The 9,323-nt window shown below is 46.0% G+C and carries 11 protein-coding genes and 1 pseudogene; 2 read left to right on the plus strand and 10 right to left on the minus strand.

The genetic code is table 11. From position 1 onward, the window contains the following. On the minus strand, positions 1-366 hold a 366-nt coding region (locus AC0YNV_RS40180; RefSeq protein WP_475773045.1), incomplete at its 3' end, for an NAD-binding protein. 121 nt (positions 367-487) lie between these two features. Here AC0YNV_RS40180 and AC0YNV_RS40185 point away from each other — a divergent pair. Next, entirely contained in the window at positions 488-1,282 is a 795-nt protein-coding gene (locus AC0YNV_RS40185; RefSeq protein WP_475773046.1) for a TetR/AcrR family transcriptional regulator, read from the plus strand. Between the two features lie 237 nt (positions 1,283-1,519). On the opposite strand, the gene AC0YNV_RS40190 is transcribed toward AC0YNV_RS40185, so the two are convergent. From AC0YNV_RS40190 to AC0YNV_RS40230, 9 genes and pseudogenes are all read right to left on the minus strand, one after another. Beyond that, a complete protein-coding gene (locus AC0YNV_RS40190) occupies positions 1,520-1,666 on the minus strand; it encodes a hypothetical protein (RefSeq protein ID WP_475773047.1) in 147 nt (48 codons plus the stop codon). A 561-nt stretch (positions 1,667-2,227) separates the two neighbouring features. Continuing rightward, complete coding sequence (locus AC0YNV_RS40195; protein WP_475773048.1) at positions 2,228-2,944, minus strand: hypothetical protein; 717 nt, start codon at positions 2,942-2,944, stop codon at positions 2,228-2,230. Then, the gene (locus AC0YNV_RS40200; RefSeq protein ID WP_475773049.1) at positions 2,941-3,816 is read right to left on the minus strand and encodes an ABC transporter ATP-binding protein; all 876 of its coding nucleotides are present in this window, start codon (positions 3,814-3,816) and stop codon (positions 2,941-2,943) included. Before AC0YNV_RS40200 ends, AC0YNV_RS40195 begins: the two co-directional genes overlap by 4 nt. Then, the gene (locus AC0YNV_RS40205; protein ID WP_475773050.1) at positions 3,816-4,178 is read right to left on the minus strand and encodes a GntR family transcriptional regulator; all 363 of its coding nucleotides are present in this window, start codon (positions 4,176-4,178) and stop codon (positions 3,816-3,818) included. The genes AC0YNV_RS40200 and AC0YNV_RS40205 overlap by 1 nt, the downstream gene beginning before the upstream one ends. Before the next feature lie 567 nt (positions 4,179-4,745). Further along, on the minus strand, positions 4,746-5,273 hold the full coding sequence (locus tag AC0YNV_RS40210) for a DUF4304 domain-containing protein (RefSeq protein WP_475773051.1): 528 nt from the start codon (positions 5,271-5,273) through the stop codon (positions 4,746-4,748). A gap of 192 nt (positions 5,274-5,465) precedes the next feature. Next, positions 5,466-5,915, minus strand: a complete 450-nt coding sequence (locus AC0YNV_RS40215; RefSeq protein ID WP_475773052.1) for a hypothetical protein — start codon at positions 5,913-5,915, stop codon at positions 5,466-5,468. Between the two features lie 303 nt (positions 5,916-6,218). Beyond that, positions 6,219-6,413, minus strand: a pseudogene (locus AC0YNV_RS40220) (cation efflux transmembrane domain-containing protein); the annotation flags it as partial. Positions 6,414-6,489: 76 nt separating this feature from the next. Next, positions 6,490-7,206, minus strand: coding sequence for a hypothetical protein (locus AC0YNV_RS40225; RefSeq protein ID WP_475773053.1), 717 nt, complete (start codon positions 7,204-7,206; stop codon positions 6,490-6,492). Beyond that, on the minus strand, positions 7,203-8,075 hold the full coding sequence (locus AC0YNV_RS40230; protein ID WP_475773054.1) for an ABC transporter ATP-binding protein: 873 nt from the start codon (positions 8,073-8,075) through the stop codon (positions 7,203-7,205). Before AC0YNV_RS40230 ends, AC0YNV_RS40225 begins: the two co-directional genes overlap by 4 nt. Before the next feature lie 868 nt (positions 8,076-8,943). Here AC0YNV_RS40230 and AC0YNV_RS40235 point away from each other — a divergent pair. Beyond that, on the plus strand, positions 8,944-9,323 hold a 380-nt coding region (locus AC0YNV_RS40235; RefSeq protein ID WP_475773055.1), incomplete at its 3' end, for a TetR/AcrR family transcriptional regulator.

Below are 9,323 nucleotides of genomic sequence, written 5' to 3' on the forward strand. Positions count from 1 at the left end.
GTAACGGATCGTATCTTTGGTCAAATTGTACAAAATATCCGTTAGATCGTCACGCATGATCTCGATGTCCAGTCCTTGTTCGTTTCCCAGACTCGCTTCGCTTATACGCCCCTTAATCTTACCGGTACGGTCTACAAAATAAACACCGGTCATGTGTGTGTCAGCCGCACGTACTTGATCAAGAATGCCCATCCGTTCAATAACCGTTAGAGCCGCGCCGCGAATGTCCACCCCAAATCCGCCTCGCCGCAATTCTTGAGCACGTTCCACAATTGTCACCTCGAAGCCGTAGCGGTGCATCCAATAAGCAAGTGCCGGTCCGGCAATGCTCGCTCCCGATATCAGAATTCGTTTTACTGTCGTCATCTATAAATCCGCTCCATCCATCTGAATTTTATTGTGTATTGCATAAACAGTATATGACGTATACAATAAAGATACAACAAAAATTTTTCGGTGATTTTCAGTCTAGGGAGGGCCATTTTATATGGATAAAGATTTTGAAGGCGCTTTGCCTCACGCTGTGGCGCTTAGTTGGGGGTTAGTCAAACACGCGCAGCGGGGACCTAAGCGCGAGATGAGTCTGGGCCAAATTGTAGATGCCGCCATATCAATAGCCGATAAAGAAGGACTATCCGCCGTTTCCATGAGCAAGATAGCCACATCACTTGGCTTCACAACGATGGCTCTCTACCGGTACGTTCCAAGCAAAGAGGATCTCATCCTGCTTATGCAGGACGCTGCAGTCGATATCTCGATCCCAGAAGAGGATTCTGCTTATTGGCGTGATAATATGCGGCTTTTTGTTCAAAGCATTATGCGAATCTATCAAGATCATCAATGGTTTTGCGATATCCCAGCCTCCGGTATCCCGATTACGCCGAACCATCTACACATTGTCGATTGGGCATTGCGAATTATGAAAGACCTTCCATTAGATCATCGGGAGAAGATTTCTATTGTTGTCCTCTTAACCGGTTATGTGCGAGTACACAGCCTATATGGGAGGGATATGGAGCGCGCTGCCTTAACCGGTGATCAATCGGAGGATGTCCCCGAATTTAATTACAGTACGACGCTAGAACATCTTGTTACCTCAGAAAGATTTCCCTATCTTCGGCCGGTCGTACTTGCAGGTGCTTATTCAGCTGAAGATTATGATGGCGATGATTACCCTAATGGGTTCGAGTTTGAATTCGGTCTTGCAAGGATTCTGGATGGAATTGAGTGGTATATATCTTCCAGGGGGGAGTACACGGAACGAAGTGAATCTTCCTTTTAAAATAACAGAAGCCTCGGTTTTTAAGGAAGCTGTCTCAGACTGTCGTTGTACTATTGAATTAGCGTACGTGACCGTTATACCGTTAGTTAAACGTTGAAGCTTCGTATACCTTGGTCTCAACACCAGTAAAGCTGTAGGCAGGTCTGCCCGATAGCGCAACGCGGCGCCGCAATGCAAAAATAGCGATGGATCGATTCCATCGCTTTTGCACTTGTACCAAGTTAATCAGGATCGGAATTACTCCTCCTTCTCCTGTTTCTGGACTAGTTCATCTTGGTCGCTGCCCCAGATGTAGTCGATTCCTGATTCATTCATCACCTGATCGTTTTTCTTCGTACCTTGGTTAACATCTTGTTTTGGATCCGTTATTTCGTTATTGTTCATCTGAAATCATCCCTTTCTCCAAATGATGGAACCCCAAAGTGTATCCTTTCCAATATCGGCAAACTTATGTAACAGCAAATTTAAAAGAAGGTGTTACGATGGCAGCACGGTGCACCGTGATACAAAATAAGCGAGTCCACAACGTAAGGCATTGGTCGGCCGTGCGGTTAATGAAGAGTTCAGGGAAGGTTGAACTTGTTCAACGAAAAAGGATGCAAAAAAACAGCGGCGAGTTCGTTCTGCCAATGACACAAGCGATCCTGCCCGATCGTATTAGCGTAATCTGCCTATTAGTTGAGCCCAAAAAGGGAGCAGCTGGCGTTGGCAAGCTGCTCCAACATGTGTTGCTATCGTACCCGTTAGCTTAATATCGAACGATTAAATCTAAATCTTTAAAGCAATAGCCCTGTTAATTCCGCAAACTCTAATTACATCGGAGTTATCCATAGTTCCGGGATGTGTATTTTTTAAACAGCAAAAACGGCATCTCTGCCGTTTGCGCTTCTCGTACACCCGATCCGGACGCTATGTGTTGTTGATAGCGGTCCATCGATTTATTTGTTATCCTTTTCTCGGCATCGGATGCAATGGCGCATGGCGAAGCATCGGATACGTGGCGAATACCGCAGCCAGACTCACCGCCCCGACGCATGAAGCAATCGCTATCGCACTCATCTTGAAATTCGATATCCAGTCGAACAAGACGGAGATAATGCCTCCATAATAAAGAAATATGCCTGCAACCGTTACGATCATGAACATGATGACGCTGCGCATAAATCCTACCCGATACAGGATGGCATAGCCGAAAAAAGAAAGACCGAAGCATGCCATGCCCACCATCAGATCGATCCACAAATAGCCGAAGAAATGGTACTCTTCCAGAAACAACCTTGCGGCGTGCAGAATGCCAGCTTCTACCGAATTCCATTGATAGATCGTGATTAGCGCGTATTGGCAGATGTTCAGACACAAGACGCTGAAAATAATGCCCCCTATGCCCACACCGTAGTAAGCTTTAAGGAATTGCTCGCGCGTGCTTCCCATTCCGATCGATATCGGAAAGAGGGACTTGAATCCGAAGAGCCCGAGACCGACGAAAAAGAAGTACGCAGGCCCGGATATCGCGGCAATCGTTTCTCGATTGAGGTCAAAGACCAAGCCGGCGATAATCCATACGATCGTCAACGGAACGGTAATGAACAACAGCATCAGTTTGGCAAAAACCCAGCTCACATCCTCATAAATCAATCGGAATACCGCGCGCCGTGCGTTCATACGTTTACCTCCGCTTCTTCCGTTATATTCAGCAAATAATTTTGCAAGTCCGCTTTCTCCATGGAAAGTCCATAAGCTTGCGCTTGCTCTTTCCATTGCTTCGAATATGGGGCGTCGAGCATCACTCTGATTTTCGATCCCATCGCACTTTGCTCCAGTACTTTATGACCGTCAATAACGCTTATCACCGCGCTCCGTTCGCCAGCCAACCATATGCCTTGCTCGCGGAACTCGTCAATCGGTTGATGATGCAGCAGCTTGCCCTTGTGCATAACGATCAACGATTCGCAGAGCGTTTGGACTTCTTCAATATGATGCGTCGAAATCAGAATGAGACGAGGCGATTCCTCATGGCTTTCTCTTAATGCCACATACAGCTTTTTCCGCATCCCGGCATCCAAGCCGTTCGTCGGCTCATCGAGTATCGTTACATCGGCGTGGCTAGATATCCCGATAATAAACTGAAGCGCAGACTTCATCCCTTTGGATAGTTGGGATACTTTCTTCTTGCGATCCAATCTGAAAGTTTCGACCAGACGGTCTGCCGTTGCTTGATCCCAGTTGACATTGAAATATCGACCGAAACGAATCGCATCCTGCACCGTCCATATCGTGCTGAACGGATGATCTTCCTGCATGTAGCAAACGTGCCGAACTGCCGCCGGGTTACCGTAAGGTGTCGAGCTCATAATCTGAACCGTTCCGCCATGAGGCCGTTGATGACCGGCCAATAGCCTCATCAGCGTTGTTTTGCCGGCTCCGTTGCGCCCCCAAAGCCCCGCGATCACCGGCTCCTTTTCCTCGAACGATACTTTTTCGAGAACGGGAACATTATCGTACGAATACGCCACTTCGTTTACGTATAACATCATTATTCCTCCTCCAGAATCAACTGAACGACCGAATCCTTGCTTAATCCGATTCTCTTCGCTTCTTCCAACAAGGGAAGGACGAACTGTTCGCGATAATGAAGCTGACGTTCCTTCAACAATTGCAGGTTCGCTCCGCTCTTTACAAACATGCCTATTCCTCGCTGTTTATAAATAATTCCTGCATCCACCAAAGCCTGGAGACCCTTGCGTACTGTCGCCCGGTTGATGTTATAGAAGCGCGACAATTCATTTTCGGAAGGAATTTGTTCCTCTTCGTTCAATTCGCCCCCCACAATTTCGTCCATGATCATTTGGGAAATCTGTTGAAAGATTGGTTGGGATTCATCCAATGTCGGTTTCATCAAGGACCTCTTTTCTCTAAGAACGATTACGACGTTGAACTGTTGGTTACTCATGTATCCAACTATACATGAATTTGAACTAATTGTCTATAACTGCTGCGGCCCAAATAAGCAAAATAAACCCTCTACCTCATGAAGAGGGAGAAGGATTCCGAATGCGTCCGCCGCTAAATCGGCGATGCGATAAATTTGGGCTTACTGAATGATCAATTCAACACACCCTGCGTTTGTATTGGTAGATTTGAACCCATCCGAGCAAAAATGAATCTGGAGGCTGCGCTCCAAATTCATGACCCGGAAATTGTTGAGCAATCGGCTGCCTTTTGTTCTGGCAATTGAACTAATCTGCCCGTTACTTCAACAAATGAAAAAGGAGCTGCCGCGGCTCCTCACTACGTACCCGTTACTTAAATGACCTTGGTATTGCGCTATCGTACCCGCTAGTTCAATCGATTAGCTCATTGAAGTCTTTAATCAATCCTGTTGCCTTTCCAATGTTTTCAAGTCCCCATCTGGCAAAGTTGGAAGCTTCGGCATTATTTCCGAGAAAGGCATGTGTACGAGCTACTAACAAGGCATTCTTAAATCCAATGGCGCTCCGTACCTGTCTAATCTCTTTGAGCGGTTCGTTATCTCATCTAAGAGTATCGAGGTTATTATATAAGGAAAATCATTGAATTGTGAGAAGTAACTTATTCCTTGACTTAGAATCAATTTTTTCATTTCTTGTATTTCAGTTAATGACTCGTCCTCTGTATGACCATATTGGAACCAAGTTTCAGGTTCCTTCACGCGAAAAATATTTCTCTGAAACCAATTTACTTCATTGACTAGTCTTTTTCTGAATACACAATCATAAACGGTTATTTTACTGATAGGAATAATTTCTTTTATCGTATTCGGAAGGAAATCCAAATGAACCCCAAGTTCTACAACACATGATCCACCATATTTATCAGCCTGAATCACAATAGCATTAATTACATGGTTATTGTTATCTTTAATAAAATGATGATCTGTTCCAATAAATCCATGTTCTTTTAATGCAGGTGCCAGATGCTTTTTGATTAGCTTTCTGAACTCACTTGTTTTCATCTGTGATTACCTCTTCACCAACAATATTTCGTATTATTTAGGTCAGTTACTTATTTCAGGATAATCTTATACAACACTTCCTCTCTATTAAGTTTCATTAAAGAATCCTGCCAGTAAGGTGAGCAAAGGCTGCCGTTCATGCCATTAGCCTCGTCCTGAATGTGTTCCGCTATCGTACCCGTTAGCTAATGGTCAGGCTTCATTAACATTAACAATTAATGTTCCGTGTAGCTTGTCACCAACAAAAGCATTAAGTTTCCATAGTCCTTTCGTTGGCAGACTGAATTCTGAAGGCGATGCAGCAGTTGCCCCCCAATTTTCTCCACCTAAAATGCGTTCAACTGTAGTTAGCTCCTCACCCGTTTCATTTGTGGCAATTACTTTTAATGGCTTACCCACAATCTCATCCTTGATTCCCCATAATAGCCACATATATTTTTGTGTTTTCCCCACAACAAATGGAGAATTACTTATAGCAATTCGCCCGTCATCCCCAAGCCAGTCAGCTTTGATCTGTTCTCCCTCATCATTTGTTGTTGTTAACTCGACTATTCCCGTTTCCTTCCATTCCTTTGACATCACCAATTCATCGTTGCTACAGCCAGATATGAGAGTGACGACAGCAAACACAACTACTGTCAATATCCTAAACACCCTATACACCTCCAATTCAATTCTTATGGTTTATTTTACACTAAACGGAAGTTGTTGGTGTGTCGTTATCATTATTGCCCACTAGATGGGCGAACGGCTGCCACGCGGCAACTATAGGCATTCCGCTATCGTACCCAGTTAACGTAATCCCCAACGTTCTCTAAACAAGAAATAATATATCAAGTGTTCCCACTTTATGAGGGGGCTACATTAGTGCAATCACGGAGTTATACCCATGTACAAGCCAGCCAGCACTAAAACCACAGCTACAATACCAGCTCCGATAACCTAAGCTTTGCCGTGTCCATAAGGATGATCTTTATCGGGCGGACGTTTTGAGATGACAATCGAAATTAATGCCGCAGCTGTGGCAAAAACATCCCCGGCATTATTTACACCGTCAGCAACCAGTATCTGACTTCCGAATAGTAGTCTAACAAGCTTTATCGCAGTTAATATGATATTACTGAATAAACTAATCCAAATCGCAAAATTCGTGCTTTACATGTAAAAATCGAGCAGAACTAGTGTTTACATGAACTGATTCCATTTGCACCTGTATTCACTGCTTTCTCAAACGGGGAAGAGAGATGGCGAAGATGGACAGCAGGATGACATACAGAAGCGGAAAGCCAAATGCAGCGGCTGCCCCCAGAGCATCAAGCTGATCAAAATTCGTCAAACCCCGCATGATGGAGGAGGCAGGTGGCAGCACCCACAACAGCCATCGTAGGGATTCGGGCAGCTTCTCGCTGATGGAAAGGGCTGCCAGCGACAGGGCTATGGCAATAAACAGCCAGCCTAATGTTGAGATCAGCTTAAAGCCGGATAATTCAAAAACTAAATAAGCTAATAGAACGCCGAGCAGAGCAAGCAGCAGGTGGCCATAAAGCGAAACAGCCAGCTGCTGCTGTGAAGCATTTTCTTTGAAGGCGCCGCGGATAAGCGGATAGCAGAGGGCTGCGAGTGCAAGCGGCGCGGCCATTATCCAGGCCGACAGTATCCGGCTGACAGCATAGTAACTCCTCCTGCGTGCATGGATTGCCGTCAGCGTCTGCTGAATCTGCGGCTCGGTAAAAAAGAAGTTGAGTCCGAGCCATGACGCGAACAAATAAAGCAAGACGGCTGTTGCCGAGTAGCTGCCCATAACGGGATTCGGAACGACGGAATAGATCCAGACAATTATAATCAGGTAGAAGGTTATAGGGGCGAAATACCGGTAAGAACGAAGAAACAAATGCAGCTGGTAAGCCGTTAGCCGGGCAATAGTCAGCATCATACAGACCCTCCTTCGGAGCGGATCAGGGATAGGATGGCTGCGTCCTGCTTCAGTAGCTCGCGGAGCACATTATCACTTTCCTCCGGGGTGACTGTTAGCACGATGCCTGAGTCGGTTGAAGCAGCCCCCAATATGCCTGCTCTTCCATGCCATTCGTCGATGGCGTTATTCTTCTTAAGCTTGGCGGTTATTCGGACCGACAGAATTCTGCCGCGTGCGAGAGTATCCGAATCAATCTGGGAGCTTCGGAGGCGTACGATCCGGTCGGCGAGGTGTTCCAATAGATGGGTTTCATGGCAGGCAAATACGATCGTTAGCTGCTCCTGCTTCAACTGTCCAAACAAAGCCAGCACATCCCGCTCGGATTCTTCATCCAGTCCGGAAAGCGGCTCGTCGAGGATCAGCAGCCCGGGCTTGCCCAGAAGGGCCTGGATAATGCCGACTTTTTGCAGCATCCCCTTGGAGTAATCACGCATTCTTGTTTTCCCCGCATGCTGTAGACGGACGAGCTCCAGATAATAAGCAATACGCTTGTTAAGCTCGGTTTTATCAATGCCGTGAATCAGTCCCATATGCATCAAATATTCATTTGCGCTGAAGCTGAGTCCCGCAAGCCGGTCGGGCACGAAGCCGATCTCTGGAGCATGTCCCCTGCCGTAACGGATCGTCCCCGAGGAAGCGGGTAAAATGCCGGCGATGATGCGAAGTAGCGTGCTTTTTCCGCTGCCGTTCTCCCCGACAAGAGCGAGTGCCTGCTGGCTGGGGATGGTCAGGGATATACTGTCTAGCACAAGGTTTTGTTGAAACCGCATTGTGATCTGATCCATCTGAATCATGAAATCATGTGTATGAGAACTGCTGCGTGGCACTGGATTGTCCCGTCCTTTCCTTTGCTGTCATTTATTTATTTTAAATCATAACAGGGAAGCAGGGTATGAGTCAGTCGGGCGGGTGGCAGGAAGGTAGAAACGTTCCGTAGCCTTACGACCAGCAAGACGATACCGCTAGCCAAAACAATTTGGATCTCTTTATTCTTCGTACGCCTCCCTTAGCATTGCTCATATCGTTCGTCCACGTAATCCCGAACGATTGTGAGCTGCTGCACCTGCCCGTTAGCATAATGTAAAAGGAGTAGCTGCAGGCGGCAAACTGCTCCTTGGTACGCTCGACTATCGTACCCGTTAGCTTAATGATGCCACAGAAAATAACTACGAGATACGGGCGATAGCGTCAATTTGAACTATGACTGGTCCCATTGTAGCAGGTGCTATCGTTCTAGCGGGATATGGCAGTGTAAATATTCCTTATAAACTTGATTGAAGGAGTTGAATGCATCACCGTCGCCTAGATATCCGGTTACTGTAACGCGTCCGATAATTTCGCCCCGGACTCCTCCTGAATTGCTTTAATGTTGTCCAATGTTCTTCTTACTTGTACTTCAAGAGTGTCTCCAACCAACGCGATCGAAAGGTCCCTGCAGTTTGTCTCTTCATCCTTACAACCTCGCTACGAATGAATTTCTGATCGCATCTGGTTGCGGTAGAATCTACCCTTATCTTATCAAGATTCCCACAAATGGAAACCATTTTCTTCGTGGTTCAATCCGTAATGTACCCATAAAACCCCATTGCTGCGGGCTGCAGCTTAACTCAAAATAATTCTTTACTGATCGTTCTCGATATGATAATATGGGTTTGCGGACAGGAGCTAGGGCAGCAAAAGGACGTGAGAATGATCATGGCGAGAAGCAAAGAGTATGATATCAACGTGGTATTAGACAAGGCAATGGACTTATTCTGGCGGCAGGGCTACGAAAAAACCTCCATACAGGAGCTTGTCGACGGCATGGGTATTCACAGAAGAAGCTTGTATGATACGTTCGGAGACAAGCATCAGTTATTTATGGATGTCTTGAACCGATATAATTCGATTTCGAATGCAAATATTTCGAATCGCATTCATCGTTCAAATTCTGCCAAAGAGGCCATCAGGCAGTTGTTTGAAATAATGATAACCAGTTTTGAAGAGAATCAACCCAAGGGCTGTTTAATGGTAAATACGGCCGTTGAGCTGTCACTGCTCGATCCGGAAGTGGCAGCTAAAATTCATGAGCAATT

Source organism: Paenibacillus sp. JT31N11 (genome assembly GCF_056269285.1).